Annotated in this window: 11 protein-coding genes; 8 read left to right on the top strand and 3 right to left on the bottom strand. The window is 39.5% G+C overall.

Annotation, left to right across the window (positions count from 1 at the left end; all coding sequences use genetic code 11):
- The first annotated feature begins 13 nt into the window (after positions 1-13).
- The 8 genes from OGI71_RS18760 to OGI71_RS18725 are packed head-to-tail and all read left to right on the top strand — an operon-like array spanning position 14 to position 14,019.
- Positions 14-3,187, top strand: coding sequence for a SusC/RagA family TonB-linked outer membrane protein (locus OGI71_RS18760; RefSeq protein ID WP_282251009.1), 3,174 nt, complete (start codon positions 14-16; stop codon positions 3,185-3,187).
- A gap of 12 nt (positions 3,188-3,199) precedes the next feature.
- Complete coding sequence (locus OGI71_RS18755; RefSeq protein ID WP_282251008.1) at positions 3,200-4,717, top strand: RagB/SusD family nutrient uptake outer membrane protein; 1,518 nt, start codon at positions 3,200-3,202, stop codon at positions 4,715-4,717.
- 12 nt (positions 4,718-4,729) lie between these two features.
- Positions 4,730-5,464, top strand: coding sequence for a hypothetical protein (locus OGI71_RS18750; RefSeq protein WP_282251007.1), 735 nt, complete (start codon positions 4,730-4,732; stop codon positions 5,462-5,464).
- Positions 5,465-5,479: 15 nt separating this feature from the next.
- Positions 5,480-7,075, top strand: coding sequence for a DUF5008 domain-containing protein (locus OGI71_RS18745; RefSeq protein WP_282251006.1), 1,596 nt, complete (start codon positions 5,480-5,482; stop codon positions 7,073-7,075).
- Positions 7,076-7,093: 18 nt separating this feature from the next.
- Positions 7,094-8,824, top strand: coding sequence for a LamG-like jellyroll fold domain-containing protein (locus OGI71_RS18740; RefSeq protein ID WP_282251005.1), 1,731 nt, complete (start codon positions 7,094-7,096; stop codon positions 8,822-8,824).
- A gap of 18 nt (positions 8,825-8,842) precedes the next feature.
- A complete protein-coding gene (locus tag OGI71_RS18735) occupies positions 8,843-10,852 on the top strand; it encodes a M60 family metallopeptidase (protein WP_282251004.1) in 2,010 nt (669 codons plus the stop codon).
- A gap of 6 nt (positions 10,853-10,858) precedes the next feature.
- Positions 10,859-12,622, top strand: a complete 1,764-nt coding sequence (locus OGI71_RS18730; RefSeq protein WP_282251003.1) for an alkaline phosphatase family protein — start codon at positions 10,859-10,861, stop codon at positions 12,620-12,622.
- 17 nt (positions 12,623-12,639) lie between these two features.
- Positions 12,640-14,019 (top strand): discoidin domain-containing protein, encoded by a 1,380-nt coding sequence (locus tag OGI71_RS18725; RefSeq protein WP_282251001.1) that lies wholly within the window; start codon positions 12,640-12,642, stop codon positions 14,017-14,019.
- Positions 14,020-14,078: 59 nt separating this feature from the next.
- On the opposite strand, the gene OGI71_RS18720 is transcribed toward OGI71_RS18725, so the two are convergent.
- The 3 genes from OGI71_RS18720 to OGI71_RS18710 form a co-directional block, all read right to left on the bottom strand.
- Entirely contained in the window at positions 14,079-16,418 is a 2,340-nt protein-coding gene (locus OGI71_RS18720) for a hypothetical protein (protein WP_282250999.1), read from the bottom strand.
- Positions 16,419-16,701: 283 nt separating this feature from the next.
- A complete protein-coding gene (locus tag OGI71_RS18715; RefSeq protein ID WP_223584273.1) occupies positions 16,702-16,980 on the bottom strand; it encodes a DUF4342 domain-containing protein in 279 nt (92 codons plus the stop codon).
- 358 nt (positions 16,981-17,338) lie between these two features.
- A complete protein-coding gene (locus OGI71_RS18710) occupies positions 17,339-19,573 on the bottom strand; it encodes a glycoside hydrolase family 2 TIM barrel-domain containing protein (RefSeq protein ID WP_282250998.1) in 2,235 nt (744 codons plus the stop codon).
- Positions 19,574-19,592 lie beyond the last annotated feature (19 nt).

Below are 19,592 nucleotides of genomic sequence, written 5' to 3'. Positions count from 1 at the left end.
TAGCTTAACAATTATGAAACAATTATGTATACTAATATTCCTTTTTGCCAATGTGTTGACCAATAGCGTACTGGCGCAGACTGGTATGGTGAAGGGGACGGTAAAAGGGGCCAACAATAGACCGTTGGCGGGAGTTTCCATCAAGTTGGAAAATCCAAAGCGGGATCTTGGTAAAACAGGTGACGACGGTCGTTTTGTTGTATCTGTGCCTACCAACGGGGTAATGGTGTTTTCTTATCAAGGTTACGGAACAGTGAAACAGTCCGTTACAGCAGGAAAAACAGAGTACAGTATTTCGATGGAAAGCAAAGCACAAGAATTGGAGGAGACGGTAGTGGTTGGTTACCAACAGCGAAAAAGAGAGACTTTAACAGGGTCAGTCGTGACAATATCCGGCAAGGAAATTCAGGATATCCCTTCAGGTAACTTTGTGGACCTTTTACAAGGTAAAGTGGCTGGTATGAATATTCAGAATAATACGGGTAGTCCAGGGATGCGTGGAACGATTGCTGTACGTGGTATTTCTAATTTTAATGTGTCTGGAAGTGGTGATAATACCTTTTTGACACCGACTTCACCTTTGTTTGTTATTGATGGCGTGCCTATTGATGACAATTCGGGGTACGAATATGGTTTTGAAACAGCAGGACCGGGCGTTTCGCCTATCTCCATGATTCCACCAGAGGATATTGAAGACATTACGGTATTAAAAGATGCCCAGGCGACAGCTTTATATGGATCACGTGGAGCCTATGGTGTTATTCTGGTAAGAACCAAACGGGGTAATTCAAAAATTCCATTGGTACAATACCAGGGGCAGTTTTTTATGAGTGCTGTACCACAGTTACGTAAAGTAATTGGCGGAAGAGACGAACGGATGGTTCGTGTTGAACAGATCTTGATGAATGATACAACTTTAGCGGCGGCGATCAGACGGATCAACGATTCGCCCATGTTAGCAGATAGTTTAAACCCGTATTATAACAACTCCACAGATTGGCAATCTTATTTTTATCGAAATACCTATAATCAGACACATAACGTCAATATCTCTGGAGGAGAGCGCGTATTCAATTATAAAGTGAATATGAATTACTATGATGAGAACGGGATTATTGCAAATACGGGTTTTAAAAGATATACGGTGCAATCCAATATGCAATATGAACCGAATGACCGTTTCCGGATGATGGCGAATGTGAATGCGAATTTAGCTCAGAATCAAATGGGAAGTGGTAATGCGGCGATGCAGACCGGGGTCGGGAAATCGGTTAATACTACCTCCCTTTATCCCGCACCATCACTATTTTCAGGTAGTATGGGTGCCTTATCTGCACTTAATGTCGATGATCAGAATAAGACAGGAAATTATGTAGCCCAAGTTGAACTACAGTATGAGCCGATTAACGGGTTACGGGCAACTTCTACTTTTAATTATAATTATACAACCTCCACCAAGGATCGATATACGCCGGAACTGTTGCTTGGTAATAGTTCTGAAATATATGGGTACTACGATAATAAGAGCAAGGTTTATAATCGAAATTTGCTTTCTTGGGTCAAAGCGATCAATGAGAAGCATGTGATCAACCTGTATGGTTTTACGGAAATGGAGATTTCACAGTCTTCTTCGACATTAAATAAAATTAGGGGAACAGCAAATGATCAATTTCAGGCGGGCATAAGTTATAATACACGGCAAACGTTAGGTGGTTTGCTGAATAACCTCACAAATTATCGTTCGATCGCCTATGCAGGTAATGCATCCTATAATTATGATTCCAAGTATATTGTAGACTTGACGTATCGTGTCGATGGTACTTCAGTCACTGGTGGTGCTTCACCATGGACGTCTAATCCTTCTGTTGGTTTTCGCTGGAATTTTAAGAAAGAGAAGTTCATGGATAAATTTTCGTGGTGGGATACCGGATTCTTTCGTGGTTCCGTCGGACGCACTATCCAACCTACAGGAACTTTATCTGATTTGTATGGCTGGTATAAAGTTGATGCTGGACGGTACAATAATAGACCAACAACTTCTTTGGATTTAAAGAATGCGCCGAATACCGAACTCGTACCTCAGACCACAACACAATGGTCACTGGGCATGGAATTAGGGTTTTTCAACAGTGCATTATATGTGACTTACGAAACTTACTATAAACAATCTGATAAGATCTTGCGTTCAAAGGCAATTGCAAATCACAATGCCTTCGAAAATGTACTGACCAATGAAGCCGCTATGGTAAATATGGGACATGAAGTTTCCATTAATTTTAGACCGAGATTAAGAAATAGCGATTGGGATGTAAGTGGTACTGCGACTTTTGCCTTAAACCGCGATTACACAACGGCCTTGCCGGATGGCGTAAGACAATTGATTCAGCCAGATAATACATCAGGTTACAATTTACCACAGTTTTTCAGATTGGGAAGAAACCCGCTAACTTTTGTATTGTATGACTATAAAGGGGTGTACAAAACGGATGATGAGGTGCCGGTTAATCCATTGACTGGGCAGCGGTACCGTGCTGGTGGAGAATTTTCAGCAGGGAAGTTTTTCCGCGCCGGTGATCCCATTTTCACAGATATCAATGGCGATTATATCCTGGATGAAAATGATTTGGTGTTTGTGGGAAATTCGCAACCTGCAGTGACCGGAGGTCTTTCCGTATTTACACGCTATAAAAACTGGTCCTTACGAACACAGTTTTCTTATACCTTGGATCGGGACATCTTAAATACCGCGTTGACCGATCGTTTCCGGAATTATGACACCCCAACAGGAGTTATAGAAGGAAAACCGGACTATGTCCCAGGGGCTTACGTGCCATTAGATGCTTACAATGTATGGCGCCAACTCGGGGACAATGCGGATTATCCCAATGTGTCAGACTTTACGCGTTTGACTCTTTACAATCCCTATCGGTATAACTCAACGATGTTTTTAGAAGATGGATCTTATTTCAAAATCAATTCCGCAACACTGGGATATAACTTTGATAGAAAATGGATTCAGCGCTACGGTTTGACCTCGGCCAGAATTAATTTCACGGCAAATAACATTTATACTTTTAGTCGTTATGCTGGACCTGATCCTGAGCTGGTAACCTCAGTTGGTCGGGACGGATCAAATGGTTATCCGAGCAAGAGAACCTATTCATTGGGTGTGAGTGTACAATTTTAATTTGATCAAATCATGAAAAGAACATTTATATATACATTATTGGTAGGCGCAAGTTTAAGCTTGCTGTCCTGTGGTAAAGACTTTTTGAATATTACGCAGATCGATAAATTGACAGGTAACAACTATTGGACGAGCAAAGGGGATGTGGAGCAGTATATGGGTGGAATCTATTCTACATTCAGAGAAGCTACCATGACCAATATCTTTTTCCCCGCGTCAGGCGACTTGCGTTGTGCACCTACGAATCGAACAAGTGCAACCTCAGGCGCTGGAAGGGATTACATCTCACTGTTAAGGCAGAATAATTTAAATACGATTTTGACGAGAAGTGATGACAAACAGGATAATAATTTTTCCTATTTCAGATTTCCTCGCATTACGCAATGGAATAACTTCTATAAAATGGTACAAAATGCGAATATCGTCTGCTATCAGATCGATAATAAGGATATGCCCTTTCTGTCTGCAGAACAGAAAAAGGCGTATAAAGCAGAGGCGATATTCCTAAGATCCTTGGCTTACTTCTTTATGGTGCGCTTGTACGGTGATATCCCTTATTATACTGATGTCAATACAGATCCATTGCCACGCACCAATATGGTTACAGTTTTAAAAAATGTTTCTGCAGATTTGGATGCTTCTTACAAAGACTTGCCATGGACATATGACGATCCATCGGTTGTAGCGGTAAAGGCTATGCGGGGGAGTGCCATGGCGCTCAATATGCATGTCAATATGTGGATAGCAGGTTTTGCTAATGAGGATAAGGCTCCTTATTATGAAAAAGTCGCTTCGATGGGACGAGAACTGATGGAAGAAAATGGTGGTGCATATACTTTATTGAGTTTAACCCGTACAAAGGATATTTTTAAAGGCCGTACCAAGGAAGGTTTATTTGAAATTGTTCAGAATTTCAATTATGGAGAAAGTTTTCACCTTTCCGCCTCCTACTCAGATTACGTTTTACATGCGCCAAATAAGGTGACAACGAAATCGTATATCTATTACGATCCAAAATTTATGGAGAAAATGTACCCTCCTGCTGAACAAGATCTGCGTAAGACATATTGGTTTGACGACGATATCTATGCTACAAATGGCGATTTTCAATGCCTGAAATTTGCCAATGTATTTATGGAAGAAGGCGAAGACAATAATCCAGATGATAATCAGATGATCTTTCGATATTCAGATCCGATCCTCCTTCGTGCCGAGGCATTGGCAGAATTAAATCGGGATGATGAAGCCAGGACCGTGGTCAATGTGATTCGTAAACGTGCTGAGGCAGCTGATATTATGGAATCTGGAGATGATCTTAAAGATGCGATCTGGTGGGAACGTGTGCGCGAATTGCTCGGCGAAGGAAACTTCTATTATGATCTGGTGCGTACAAAAAAGGTTATTAATTCGGAGTATACCCCAGCTCCAATGTCGGTAGGCGCTTTTAATGGTGGCGGTTGGACATGGCCGATCGATAAATCTGCTTTGTTAAATAATCCATATATGCGCTTAAACAATTATTGGAACTAAAAGGAACGAAAGATGAAGATTTTTTTAAAAATAGGAACATTTATTTTGCTCGTGGTACTGGCGCTAAGCGCTTGCAAGAAAGAGGATTATCTAGATACAGGGGTTCACGACCCAAAATACAAGGGGACGATATGGCAATATCTTGAGAGCAGGCCAGATCTTTTTGATACCCTTACTGTTGCGCTTAAAATAGCAAAATTGGATGTGGTGTTGCAAAATGAGGAAGTTACTTTCTTCGCTCCTCCGGATCCATCCATTATGAAATCGGTGTGGTTACTTAACGAGTCCCTTTTTCGTTCTGGACAGGATTCCATCACTTCTTTTGATCAAATAAAACCTGAAATCTGGCATAAATATCTATCGCGGTATATTCTCAAAGGAAAATATGTGGCAAAAGATTTCGGGCAGTTGGATACATTGAAATTGGATTCTTATCCGGGGGGAGTATATAAAACATTTGACAATACCGAAATGAATATTGGTGTATTTTATAATGATGTCCGGGCAAATGATAATCAACTTATTAAATATGCTGGCTACAGACAATTGTATTTCAATTATCCGTTCAGTATCCCGGGCTTGGAGGATTATCTGATTCCTTTTATTACAGCTCCTGTTGCCACCTCAGATATTCAGCCGACGAATGGGGTATTGCATGTTTTACAATTTTCAAAACATGCACTTGGTTTTCGGAGTGCGCTATTTGCAGAGGATGTAATGGTACAGGGTATTTTACCTAAAAACTGATTTGACTGACAGATTATGAAAAGAATAATATTAGACAAAATTTGGTATGCGACGCTAGTTAGTGTGCTTGGCTTCTCTGCTTGTTCAAAGGACATTGCTTTAGGTACAGATCCCTATGCTGGCGGAAAGGAGTCATTAGGCGTCGGGTTTTACACGAATTATGCCAACCCTGAAATAGCAAAACCCGGAGAGTTAGTGGATTTTTATGTGAAAGGAATTAAGCCTTATCTCGGGAAAATTAATTTTTCAGTCAATGATACAAAGGTTGAAGTCATTACCGCAAAGGATTCATTGGTCACGATAAAAGTCCCTACAGAAATATCATCTGGGAATGCGAAAATTGAAGTCGATGGACAGGTATTTTATGGGCCTCGACTGGACATCGAGGGTAATGCTTCTTTGGATGAGAACTATGGTATGGTGAATGGTTTCCTTTTTTCAGTAAATGATATTCTGCCAAATGCAGGTGGTTATATCGTGACCGGATCGTTTATCAATTTTGAAAATGAAGCTGTAGATAAAAAGGTATTTCGGAATGGTATTCACTTTATTGATGCAAATGGTAAGTCGGCGACCACGATGACTTTTGGAGAAGGGGCTTCAGGCGGTGGTAGTATTAATGCCGTGACGAAAATGACGGATGGTAAATTTGTCATTGGTGGACCATTCGGTACTTTTAATAAACGTCGTGTTAATAATATAGCCAAGCTAAACACAGACGGAAAATTGGATACGATGATCGTGGATGTTGTTAATACAACTGATAATCCGAGAAACTCACGTGATACTGTTTCAGCATTTAATGGTGGTATCCTTGGAAATGCACCTTTAAAAGTTTTTGCGGTGTCTGACAATATGGTTGTTGCGGTAGGGAACTTTAAGGATTATTATAAAATTGACTATACCTATTCGTCGAGGGACAATAGACGGTATTTATTGACTGAGGCAAAGAATGTGATTAGGATGAAAGCAGATGGATCTTTGGATTCTACCTTCGCGTTTAAAAACCAGGGTGCCAACGGAAATATTATGGACGCTGCCTTAATTGATAATGACCGTGTGGTTATTGTAGGTGCATTTACGTCCTATAATGGTAAAGCGGTTCCGGGAATTGCCTGTATTAAAAAAGATGGAACGCTAGATCCTTCTTTTAATCTAGGCGGCACTATAGATCGAATTTTGAAGATCACTTACAATGAACAGTTAAAGAAAATTGCCATTGCGGGTGTTTTTAAGGGGCTAGGAGCTAATGGTAAAGTTAATGGAGCTGCGATCTTAAATACGGATGGTACTATAGATGATCAGTTTGTTTTTCAGAATGCTGGTAACGGTATTCCCACCTTTGCACAGGTATTGAACAACGGCCGGGTGATCATTGATGGCACGATCGAAAGTTATAACAACGTTCGTAGGACGAATATGTTGATTCTCGAAAAAGATGGTTCTTTGCTACAGAAGTATAATAGTCAGGCCCCTTTTTCTGGAAACATCCGGAAAGTGGTGGAGACAAAATCGTCCTTGGGTTTACCCGCATTACTAATAGGAGGAAGTATCAACCAATATGGAAAGAAATCCGTAGGCAATTTTTTTCGATTGGAAGTTAAAGAATAACCTCAAAAAGAACCAGATATGAACAAGTATATTCAACTCATCAAAAAAATAATCTACTGTGCGGGCGGAGTTTTGCTTCTTACGGCCTGTAATAAAGATTTTCCAAATCTGCTTCAGAATTTTCAAGAGGCAAAAGATAGCCCAGAGAATAGGGATAAAGTTTTAATGGTTATTGTAGACGGGCTTTCGGGGCCTGTGGTGCAATCCCTCGAACCAACCAATCTCATTGAGATGACCCGAAATGGCATGGTTACCTATGGTAGCCTTGCTGATCCAACAACTGATTTTCAAATGACCAATGAAGCCGTTGTATCATCATTGCTCACAGGTGTAAATGCGACTAAAAATAAAGTAACCACCGATGACCTTTCGACATTGAATGTTGCGACTTACCCAACGATATTCAGCCGGTTGAAATCTGTTCAGGGCAAACAAGTTTCTAGTCTGTACACCTCATCTTCTACCTATGCTACTTATTTGGGAAAAGATGCCCATTTGGAAAAGAGTACGACCGACGAAACGGTTTTGGCGGCTGCTAACAAAGGTTTGGCAACTGATTCTGCGGATTTAAACGTAGTGCATTTGGTGGATGTGGACAAAGCTGGAGCGAGCGCTGAATATTCGGACAAGTCGACAGCATATGTCAATGCAATCAAGAAAATGGATCAGCAGGTTCAGCAATTGGTCAATACGATTAAGGCCCGTAAGTCCTATATCAATGAAAATTGGCTGGTCATTGTGACCTCAGGTAGAGGCGGTGATTCCAAGGACCCTGTAACAGATTTTACGGCATTTGGTGATGCCAAACGCGCGACTTATACGCTGATGTATTCTCCTAAATTTGCACGTAAGATTTTACCAAGACCTAGTGCCAAAGATGTGCCTTTTGTGGGCGCAGCAACACGTTATAGTTATTCGGGGAATGGTAAAGTGACAGGATCAATTACAGACGCCAATAGGTTTAATATTAGTACAAGTGATGATTGGACGTTTACTTTCTTTGTTCGGCACAATGTTGCTGGTACTAATTATAATTATGCTACTTTTTTTGCGAAAAGAACCAAAGGGTTTGAGGGGAATGGATGGAATATTTTTTCAGAAAGTGGGGGTTGGGGATTTAATAGTTCATTTGCCGATCAAACTTTTGGTAATTATATCAACGATGGGAAATGGCATGCTTTAACAGTTGTCATCAAAAGAAGTGGCACACAAGATTCTGTGTATACCTATACCGACGGTACGAAATCTTCTATTTCAGGAAAGGTTTCTCAAAATGTGATTAAGAATAGCAATTTTGATAATACAAGCCCTTTAACAATAGGGTATACACAACGTGATGGAGATAACTTAGATTTTTCAATGTGTAATATTCAGGTATATAATCGTGCGTTTACATTTGATGAGGTAAAACAGTATGGTGGTATTACCCATATTGATGAAAAATTTCCTTTTTGGAGTAATCTACAAGCATATTGGCCAGGTTATGATGATGTGAATACGATTAAATTAACTGAAAAAACGGGTAAAGGGGCTGGAAATATAGATCTAAAAGGACCCGTATCCTGGACTAGTTTCAATGAATTGGTGCCATTTTTTCAGCCCCCAATTGGCGAATCTTTTTTCCGTCAGGTGCCCAATGCAGTGGATGTTCCATTTATGATTTATCAATGGTTAGGGATCTCAGTAGAAAGTGCCTGGAATCTGGATGGCAAGAGCTGGAGCCCCAACTATGCACAAATAAGAAATTAACCAATAGAATAGACCATTATGAATAAAAGATATATAGTATTTGGATTTATTGCCGGGATGATCACTTTGGTATCTTCCTGTGGTAAAGAGGGCTTCGATTTTAAGGATGGCTATCAGCAAGGAGACGTAACAGAGTCTCCTATTATAACAGATACAACCATGGGGAAGGCGGATAAAAGTTTATACCATCGTGCCCGTATCTATCCAGGACTTGTAGGCGAAAATGTAAGACGTATTCAGGATACAACATTGTCCTTATTGATAGACCGAGAATATATCAGTGATTTTCAATACAAGGTAAGCTATACGCCATCACCAATATACAGCACGGGGTTGTATGCGCCCGCAGGAGAAAATGTTCGAATTACTGTCCCTGCTGGTGTAGTTGGCCTCACGGCCCAGATTGGAGTACATACTGACAACATTACGGGTAAAGATGCTCCACGGCGTGATGCTATTATCTATACCCGGAAAGAATTATTTCCTGGAAATAATTATGTCGGTAACCTGTATGGTGGTACATTATGGATTATTAGTCAAAAAACAAGGCTAGCTCCAGTTAACTTAAAAATATCTGGAGCGACAAAGGCCAATGATTTTGTTTTGGGAAAAATGACGGTCTCAGATTGGCAAAAGCAGGTTTTGGCCAACGATGTGCCCTGGATGGATCTTATTGGCAAAAGAACAGCATTTTCAGTTCCTCGCTCGCTTGTTGTAAAGCTGATTCAGTCAGGCAAAATGGATCATGTGGATGAGGCTTTGCAGCTTTGGGATGATTCGTATGAAAAAGATTATTACAACTGGATGGGTCTTTCTCCTACTGCTGCTAACCCAATAAACCGTTATCCAAGTTTGTGGGAGCGCGGAGTGATGGATATTCACCCTTCTGCCGGTTATGCCCATAGCGGAAGTCCGTGGATCATGCAGGAAGATGAATATTGGTTGGATGAATTGACAAACCCGAATACGATAAAAAAAGGAACTTCATGGGGAACCTATCATGAGGTAGGACATAATTACCAAGCAGGATCGTCCTGGAGCTGGTCTGACCTAGTGGAAACAACAAATAACCTTTTTATTTTTAATGCGGCCCGAAATCGAGGTGAGACTAACCGGATTGATTTTCATCCGGCTTTAAAAACATCTATCCCAGGTGCATTAAAGTTTGCGGCCTATAACGACGTTAAGACATTCAAACCATTTCCTGCGGGTTACGGGCTTGATGCAGATGACCCATTTGCCCGCTTAACACCATTCCTACAAATCTTTGATAAAGTGAAAGGAAAAAATGGCGAGTCTGGTTGGGATTTCTTCCCTTACATCTATAGTAAAGCAAGAAATGAAAATTTCTTTACTTCATTAGATCAAGCTAAAAAAGACTATTTTTTCAGACAATTATGTCATTTTACGGGCAAGGACTTCCATCGTTTCTTTTTTGCCTGGGGTATTCCAGTCAGTACCGCTGCAAAACGGGAGATGCGTAATTTGTATCCGCCTATGGCGAACAAAATTTGGGATTATAACCCATTGACCTTTACCGGAGGAGACGATATTCTGTCCACAAAGTACAGCCTTCCGAGAGCTACTTTTGTGTATACATCGAACGTCTCCACAGCTACAGGTGAGAGTACGGGTAAAATTGATGCGATGCAAGATGGAAAATCTGATACATATTGGCATACATGCTATTCCGGATGTAGTATTGCCACAAATTTGCCGGTAGAAATTATGATAGATATGAAGACAATTAATGCATTCAAAGGATTTTTTATTCAGAATAGACAGAATAATACCTATGCAACAAAGGTCATTGTACGCGTCAGTCAAGATAATAAGAACTGGGTGGATATGGGGACATATGACCTTGCCAAATCTTCGGAAACAACCGGACAACGAAATGTGATGCGAGAGTTTGCTTTCGATAAAATTGTGGAGGCTCAATATGTGAAATTCTCATTTCCGGAGAAGAATCTGAGTGGAGAGAATCATGTTGCGCTAGCGGAGTTAGGGGTGTTTTACGATATATAAAAGACTATGAAAAAATATTTTAATCGAATTAAAGCAGCGATATGCGCTTTGGCGATATTAATCGTTTGGGCAGGTTGTACTAAATATGAAAATCCTCCCGCTGTATATGAGGATTTAGAGCAAGGAGGAGATGGAACGGTGAAAAGAAAAGTTCTTTTTATTTCAATTGATGGTGCCGTGGGGCAGGAAATTAAAAAAAACTTGCCGAAAAATTTAACAAACCTATTAAAGACAAGCAAATATACTTTTAATGCTTTGGCGGATGAAAATACAAGTGATGCATCGACATGGATGTCCATGATGAGCGGTGTGTCATTCGCCAATCATGGTATTACTGATGACTCTTATATTCCCAAGCCAAATGAAAATAATCCGCACCAAACAGTAGGTGGGTATCCTTCAATATTATATAGGATGTCAACAATTGCACCTAATAAAAAAACTGCTGTTATATCTCGATCTGTCGCTATAAACGATAGGTTATTAGTCAGTGCCAATGAGACGTATGAGACTAAATCTGATGAAGCGGTAAAAACAAAAGTCGTAGAATTGTTAAATAAAAAGAACAATGATTTAACGATAGTTCAATTTACAGATTTGTTAGAAGCAGGGAAAAATGGTGGGTTTAACATCGAAAATGCTGGATATGTCTCTGCCTTGAATAAAATAGATGGATATATTGGTGAGATAACAAGTGCGCTTGAAAAGCGACCTAATTTTTTGCTAGAAGATTGGTTAATAATAATAACCTCCAATCACGGAGGTATAGATAAGTCCTATGGAGGAAATTCTGTTGCAGAGAGAAATACATTCGCCATATTCGAAAACAAAAACTTTAAATCGGCAGAATTGAATGGGGAAAGAATGAGCTCCGTACGGATGTGGGGATACGATGGTACCGGTGTATATCCTTTAGGGGTAAGAGCACTTAGTGAGAATATTAGTGATAAAAGTGATTACGATTTAGCGACAACAAATGAATTGACGATTTTCTCGAAGTTTAGGTTTAATCGGAATAATACAAAGATACCTAGCACTTATGATCTTGGATCATATAATTATTGGTATTCTGGAATATTTGGGAAAGATTCAAATACGTCAACAGGCACACCAGGATGGATGTTTTATACTTTTGGAAATGATATACAAGTTCGGGTCAGTGATGGATCATCAGTGGCAACTTGTCAAGTTGGAAAAATCAATGGCGATTGGTATACAATGACAGCGGTGTTAAAATCCATTAGTCCCAATAAGCTAAATATTAAAATTTATAATAATGGTACATTGGCGCAAGAATCAACAACAGAGAATATGAAAATTGAGAATATCAAGACTTCTGATCCCTTAATTTTCGGATATAGACCCAGCATTTCTTACGATTTGGTAGATTTTGATGTTGCAGATGTACATATTTTGAACAAAGCTTTGTCCCAAGAAGAAATTAGGGATTTTGTTTGCTATAAAGATGATCTAAAATCTTCCAGCTATGGTGCAAGCCTTAAGGGGTTTTGGAAAATGAGCCCAAATGCTGCTGGCGTCGTAGCAAATGAGATTTCTGGAAAAAGCGCGATGCAACTGACCGGACCATATAGAGGTAAAAATACAACAAAAATTTCACCATGTGATTTCGGCAAGAACTTTTATTTTATACAGTCGACAGATTATTACACACAGATTTTTTACTGGTTGGAATTGCAAACACAGAAAGAATGGAATTTGGATGGACAGACATTCTTAAACAATTATGAGGTAGAATTCCTAAAACCTTAACTAATTAACCCTTTGAAATGAAAAGAATACTTAAAATGAATCTGAATCACAGTCTTCTCTTTGTAGGTTTGCTGCTTTCATTCTATGCATGTAAGGAAGAAGAACTAGTTTTTCCTAAACAGGAAGGTCAAGAGGTGATTGTTACTGAAACACGCCCTACAGCGAAACCAACAAATTTGACCCTAGTTTCTACCTTTAATCAAAATATAGAGATTCACTGGCCAGCTTTAAGTGACCGTGTCGCTAAAGCACAGATTAGTTATATCGATGGGGGAGAGAAACGGGTTGAAGTGACTGATTTTACAAAACCAACAATCATTCATTTAGACGAATTAAAGGAATATGATTTCGCACTAAAATACCTTACAGCCGATGCAACTGCATCCAAAGTAACAGACGCCAAACTAACGCCGCGTCCTTATGAGGTAGATTATAAATTGGCCAATATTGCAACAGACAAAGTCGATGGCGGAGTAAAATTTGTTTTTCCTAATACTTCTGATAAAACATTTAAGTACGTGATCAATTATGTTGTAAATGGAGAGAACAGAAAGCTGGAAAGCGAGAATTCGAAGTCTGATGTGTTGATCGTCGATAAACTTTTTGATGATACAAAAAACATAGATTTTAATATTACAATTTCCGATGCGACATTAAACAGGTCAAAAACAAAACTTGTAGAAATATCACCAGGAACTTTGCCTTATAAGACATTGGTTCCTTCTTTTGCATATTACTATAGTGGACCAAAAAATGCTATTACTGCTTGGACAAACACGCTAGGAGAGCAAGTAACTGTAAAGGTAGAATACACATGGAATGGAAGTTCGAAAATAGCTCAGGTTTCTACGAGCGATCGAGATGGAGAATTACTTCTTGAAGGTAATCCGACAAATGTACATGTCACTTTGACGGGAAAAGAAGGCGCTTCTGTTTCCTTTGATGGTGTCATTTTACCGCCTAAAGAATTTACTGATAAAGCCAGCTGGACAGCTACCGTGTCGGACAATCAAGCGGGAGATGGTGGAGGAGCTGCTGCATTAATTGATAATAATACAGATACCTATTGGCATTCCGATTGGGGTACACCGGCCCCATTTCCGCATTGGTTTAGAATAGATTTCGGCAAAGCAAGGTTTGTTTCTAAAATAAGTATGATTCGTAGAAAAAATAGCAGTAATGGCTTTGTACGTTATAACCTGGAAGTATCAGTCGATGGCAATAATTTTACCAATGTTGCAAAAGATATAGAATTCAATCCATTAAATGATGGTTGGCAAGACTATATTTTGCCCAAAACAGTTAAAGCGAGATATGTTCGAGTTACAATGACAGCACCGAAAAATCAGGGCGACGCTTTTACACACTTAGGTGAATTTAGCGTGTTTGGATATTAGTCTTTTTGTTGAGTACCGAGCTTATACATTTTGCATTATATGCTCGGTATTCAACATCCTTAATTAAACACTTCTCTATAATAAACAACCTTGCCAGATTCCGTGATACCTTGGATAGTTATACAAAATCCCTTCGCTCGGCTATTATTAAAGAAGGTGAAAAGTCCTGATGTATTTCCGGCTTCGATCGTAGCAAAGGCATTCCAATATAATGTTGATCGATAATCTTTGGGGCTATTAAACTTCTTAGCTGTAGTTTCGTAGGTCACATTGGTATATTGGGTAATTGGCATGTATCCCACAAGAGTCTGCTCATCCACTACTTTGCCAATTTCACGGTCCACTTCATCAGCGGAGGACTGAAACAGAAGAATGGCTGGCTGGTTGTTTGCCTGCGGCAAACTTGCATAATATTTTACCATGGGAAAGTTCGCAGCGTCTTCAAAGAGTCCACTATCACCAATACTGGATTCAAAGTTAGTAAAGATCTGTTCTATCCCATTGATATAGATTTTGTAGTTTCTTCTCGGGTTATAACTTTTGAGTTGTCTCCTTATGTAATCGCTGATATCATACGATCTTTTAATAACATTGCTGTCAAGCGCTGGATACATTATTGCATCTGGCTTCATATTGGTTGGAATATCTGCCATATAAAATCTTTTATGAATGCGCTCTTGTGCTCTTTGCAATCGACTTCTATTGACGACAACAGTTGCTAGGGTACGTTGGCCCTTTGCATCAACGGTGAAATTAGGGCCAAAGGTTTCGAGCTGCGCTAAATTTGTCGTATTATAATCTCTTTGTGGTAAACCGTCAGCAATATAAACCGGACGTCGGAATTGCTGCGGATAGGCAAAAGTATAATGGACGGAAAATGGCTCAAACTTTAGCCTACGGTAGATTTGGCTAAATTTTGTTTCTACGGAATCAAAAATGATTAAGTTGGGAATACTAAATCTCCCCAGCGAATCAAAACCAATTTCTTGGTATTTCATGCGTGACGAACCGAAATCCTGATAACCGAAAGAAGCTCCTCGATCCCTACCTTTGGATTTTTCCTCCTTCTTTAATAGGCTTCGGTAGCTTTCATAAAACTTAGCCCATCTGTCTTTCGGCATTATAATCTGGCCTTTCAATACAAGTAATGTATCCCTATAGTTTTGCTTATCACTGTAGCAGATTTCTCGCATCCAGTTCACACTCTGGATATAACTGTCTTTATTCTTGCTTTTGTTCCAGTAAACTTGAGGTGCGATTAAATTTTCTGAGGCCAATGGTTTAAAGTATAGATCTGTCAATATACTTTCGTTGCTATCTAGCGGAACATCAATATCCGTTACCGAAATCGATAATTTTGCAGATTCTTTTAATGGAAGCTGTATTTGGAGCCTATTCCCAGATTTTTCGCCATCTCCCCGTTGTAAAGTAACCTGTGGATGGAGAAGGATTTGTTCCTGTCCAATGATGGCTGTTCTCGAAGAAAGTAATTGACCTGATGTATCGTTGACTTTAACTTGTAAAAGTCCATACTCCAAACTGTTATTCTGAAGTGGAATGTTAATTTTTTTTCCTTTAGTCAGATGGACTTGTTCTTTGAAAAGAAAACGTTGTTGTAAGCTGGCTTCAATACATACAGATTGTGAATCGATATTGGTCTGTAATTGGATGACGGTTTGATCATTCTCTGTTATCAGGCTTGCTTTACTGCCCAATTTCGCCGCTGGTAAGCTGTTTTTTCGACTGTTTCCATCCACAGCGGTCCATTCGATGAAATAATTCGTTGTCATTTTCGGGGTAAAATAGATCATGGCAAGTCCTGCCCCGTCAGTCTGGAAATCACCTAAAAACTTTCCCTGATCATCCGTCAGGCTACCTTTGGCCAAGACCGGAATTCCATTGCTGTCCATACATTTGATCGTAAGCTGATTCGAAATGTCGCTTAATAATAAACCTCCTTCAGGATAAAGAAATAGATTGTAGTGCTTGTCTTTTTTAGGAAAATCAGATCGTTGGTCTGAAATAGGTTTTCCGAGTTGCAGTATGCCTATTTTCTTAAAATATGGGTGGCCTTGCGGACAATTCGGATCATTTGTATAGGCATTGATAAATAACTCGTCTCCCTGATAAGTTGGTGGAATAACAAAGTGACTTGCAGTAATACCTTGCGAAACCATTGCTACAGCCTGTTGGAATTCTTTTCCTTGTCCATCTGCCCATTTGAGGTAGAGATTAAACACATTTTTTGAAAGAATACCTTCTTCCAAAACATAACCTTTAAACCATACGGTATCGCCAGGAAAATAGTAATCCCTGTCTGTATGCAGGTAAATACTGTTGCTCTGTGCGTGGCTGAAGTTTATTTGTATAAATAGAAGGAACAAGATAATATATCTCATGATCAAAATTTATAAATGGTTTTCTCTTAGGGTTATTTTATAGCATTTACAACACTAAAAAGTATTGTTCAGTTTAAGGTACGGAAATTAATTTTCTATCAAAAAATAAATCTAAATCAATCGATTGCATTGTTTTTGGTGAAAAATTGGGGCTATGGTAGGGAATTTAATCCAAGGTTGGAACAATGTGTTTTCCGATCGTTAAGTAAGATATTGATAAAAATAGAACGGGATGCCCTTCGATGGGCATCCCGTTTATGATAAGTTATATCAAGGATAGCGTTTATTTTAGCTCGATCATTTTTTGTTTTTCTTCTTCCTGTTTATCTTCTTGTAAGATGGCCAACTGAAGGCTACAAATCAAAGTAAGGATAATAAGGACCACAAAAGCTATCGGAAAAATAACTCCAATGATCACCGCTAGCAATAATGATATATTGAGGTATTCCTGTCCATTTTTGGAAGACACCTTTAAACGTGAACTTTTAAATGAATCAAAAAGGTCTTGAAAAGCTTTTGTGATCGTTTTGCTGTTGATGCTGAATGTTGTTTTAGTTGCCATGATGTTTATTTTTTAATGTTTTGTTTCTTATTTGATATCTCAAAGGTAGGGCAGATTTGCGTTGTCGGGGAGGGGCATTAGGCTAATCAGGAAAGAATTTCGGTAAACGGTCAGGTTATGTCGGTTAATGATCATCGGCCTGTTTCAGAAATGAAAACGTTTTTCCATTGACAGGTGAAAACTTGATTCTGTTAATTGGATCGCGTCTAACCGTGAAATGCCTAAATTGTTATCAATTGGATTGAACAGATAGGCCGTCAAAACGGCTACAGCCGGGCAAAATGGATTTTACATAAAAAAACACCAATAGTACAAGGACTATTGGTGCTTTTTTAATTTATATTATGCTGTATTGCGATTAGAGTCCTACGTGTTCTGTTTTAGATTTCGTTGGGCCAGTTGCATCTTGTTTATAAGATGGATCATAGTTCCAATGAATGGTATCGGTTAATACCTTCCCATCTTTTTGGTTGATCTTTGCTTCTATGGTATTGGCCCCCTTTGCAAGTTTAACATTGTCAAAAATGTAATGTACATCTGTTTGCCCTTTTCTAACGCCTTTGATAACCGTTCCGTTAACGGTTAAGGTTGGTTCGCCTCTATTGGAATAAACGGTTACAGGAGTAATTTCATTTCCGCGATTGATCATACGGCGTTGGGTGACATACAATATCGGTTCTTTGCTCCAGTTGGCTTTGTACCAGTAAAAACCATCTTTCTTTAGTTTTCTATCAAAGGAAACTAGGCCTTTGTAATTTCTTGGATTAACGTTCAGTGCGGTAATCGGTGTGGCAAAATCAAAAGTATTCCAAACGTACGATCCAAGGAAAATAGGATTTTTGGAGATTACTCCCCAATGGACTTCATGGAATTTTGTTGCATATTCTTCTGGAAAGAAGGATGGATTGCTCCATTGGTTCCCGAAATTACCTACCTCTTCCGCTTGATCCTCGGGAACGGCTTCTGCGCCATACTCAGAGAAGATAATCTTGTAATCTTTGAACTCTTTACTTATACGTTGTGCCCATGTGGCTACATCGTCATCTTTATCGGATTTGTTTTCCAGTTCACCATTATACCAACCGAAATAATGATTAATTCCCTGTACATCGGCATTGTTGTTAACCGGATGATCAATCACATTATATCCACTTACGGATACGGTGTAACGATCTGGGTCTTCGGATTTAGCGAGATCATTTAGTTTGGTTGTGAGTTCTACCGTGTAGGCGGACGGCGAGTAAACTTCATTGTGCATCCCCCAGATATAGATAGAAGGGTGATTGAAATTTTGTCGAATTAATTCTTTCAACTGCTGTTGGGCGTTATTGTCTTCAAATGTTGTCACGCGATTCACAAATGGGATTTCGGCCCAGATCACAAGCCCGATGCTATCGCATTTGGAATAGAAATATGCTGACTGTTGATAGTGTGCCAAACGAATGGAAGTGGCTCCCATTTCTTTGATAATGGATAGATCTTCGTCGTGGTCGGCGTTGCTCAGGGCTGAACCTTTGCCCCAACGATCCTGATGTCGACATACACCGTATAGGGGATACTTGATGTCATTTAAAAAGAAACCTTGGCCAGTACGTAATTCAAATTTGCGTATACCTAAAGGTGTCGTTACCTCGTCAATGATCTGACCATTTTTTTTGATCTGTGTCACAGCCTTGTAGAGGTAGGGATCGTCCAATCCTTGCCATAAATGTGGGTTTTTGACCGCAATTTGTTGTGATAAGACCTGACGGCCCTGTGGCGGCAATGTATATGCAGTTTGTTGTTTTGCTTTTATGGTACCATCTTTTTCAAAAATGGTCGTTAGCAATTCGATCGGTTGTATTTTTCCGGATTTGTTGTCAATTTTTATTTTTAATGCTATATCCGCAGTCTTTTTTGAAACATTTTGTTGCGTGATATAGACACCTTGGGAAGCAAAGTCATTTACAGCAACATGAATGTCATCGGTGACTATAAGTTCAACAGGACGATAAATGCCACCGTACATCGGGAATAAGGTGTGGTTTACCGGAATAACCTGTGGACTGGCTTCATTATTAACCTTGACTAACAGCTCGTTTTCCACTCCCAATTGAAGCATATCGGTTAATTCAAAGACAAAAGCAGAATAGCCGCCCTGATGTCTGCCAACAAAACTGTAGTTGCCATTTCGTTGCGAGTTATCGTAGGTAATATCATTTTTTCCTGCTTTGGCAGAAAGAGGTTTATTATTTAGATAAACTTCGGTATTGGTATTCACCCCTTCAAATCGGATGAAAATACGCTTACCTTTCCAATCTGATCCTGGGACAAATGTTTTGCGGTAATAAGCATCGCCGGTATAAAAGCGTTCATTTTTTCCAAGACTTCCCGGTTTAATCTCTGCTGTCTGCATGTCTGTTGCATTCCAGGTATGTGGTAGGGTAACCAATTGCCACTTTCCATCAAATGTCTGGTTATAGTCCAATGCTGAGGTGGAAAACGGACCTTTTTTAAACGACCAGTTTGCATTGAACGGAATGACAGTTCTGGCTTGTAGATTCAGAATAGTTATCCCTATAAAGAAGAGCGTATAAAAAATCCTTTTAATCATATGGTTTTAACTTAGGGTA

Origin of the sequence: Sphingobacterium sp. ML3W (genome assembly GCF_029542085.1) — a bacterium.
GTDB lineage: Bacteria > Bacteroidota > Bacteroidia > Sphingobacteriales > Sphingobacteriaceae > Sphingobacterium.
Note: the sequence above shows the minus strand (reverse complement) of the source record. Positions and strands in the feature narration are given on the sequence as shown.